Source organism: Bartonella sp. AS69XJJH (genome assembly GCF_042195585.1).
Taxonomy (GTDB): Bacteria; Pseudomonadota; Alphaproteobacteria; order Rhizobiales; family Rhizobiaceae; genus Bartonella.
The window spans coordinates 1-837 of the sequence record NZ_JBHIOO010000118.1 but is presented as its reverse complement, the minus strand read 5'-3'; the positions used below and the strand labels follow the sequence as shown (position 1 = coordinate 837).

Here is an 837-nt window from a genome sequence, read left to right as displayed (position 1 = left end):
TAATATCGCTGGTCTCCTAGCACGAAATCCTTGGCGATACGGCTTGTGTCACGGTGTGTTGGTGTGGACAATTTAAAAATCTTTCTCTGCACAAAAGTTGAGGTCCGCTTTTCCGCTATCATCACCGGATCACCTTCGTTATCCACACTGAGAGGATAAGCATCCACCTCATCTAAAATCAGATAACGAATAGGCATGGAACGCAAACCAGCTGCACTGTTTGCTCCTGTAAGCATCAATGCCCCACCATCAAACTCTTTCGAAAACATTGTATTACCGCTGTCGCGTGCCCGCGCTGGGGCAATGCGTTCGCTTAAAGCAGGGCTTGCCATAATCATTGGGTCAAGACGGGTTTTGGATAATTTCTTCGCTGTCTCAACCGTTGGCATCACATAAAGGGCGGGTCCCGGACTATAATGAATGGCATAACCGCAGAAGTTCAAGCCTGCTTCAGACATGCCAATCTGCGCGCCTTTCATGACAATGGTTGTTTCAATTGGTTTGTGAGAGGAAAGGTTATCCATGATTTCGCGCAAATAAGGGGTGCGTTTTGTTCTCCACAATCCAGGTTCAGCACTTGCTACCGTGCTAAGGTATCTATTCTTATCCGCCCATTGAGAAACCGTGTAAGGTGGGTCCGGTTGTCGTGCGTCATTAGCATTGGCAAAAAATTCTTCGACTGCATTGTCATCCATTATTCGTTTCTTGCAAGTTCTCTAACTCTGGAGAATGAGGATCATGAAAAGGCACTGGAATATTAACCGCCTCAAGCAAAGCGGTTCTCATATAATAATCAATAGCACCAATAAGGCTGGCTGCATCACATCCAACTTGTGC

The 837-nt window shown here is 46.2% G+C and carries 1 protein-coding gene; it reads right to left on the bottom strand.

Translation table 11 applies throughout. The annotated features are described in order from the left end of the window. Positions 1-695, bottom strand: a 695-nt coding sequence (locus tag ACFIK6_RS10075) for a phage terminase large subunit family protein (RefSeq protein ID WP_375642613.1), incomplete at its 3' end; no start/stop codon positions are given. Between the last annotated feature and the right edge of the window lie 142 nt (positions 696-837).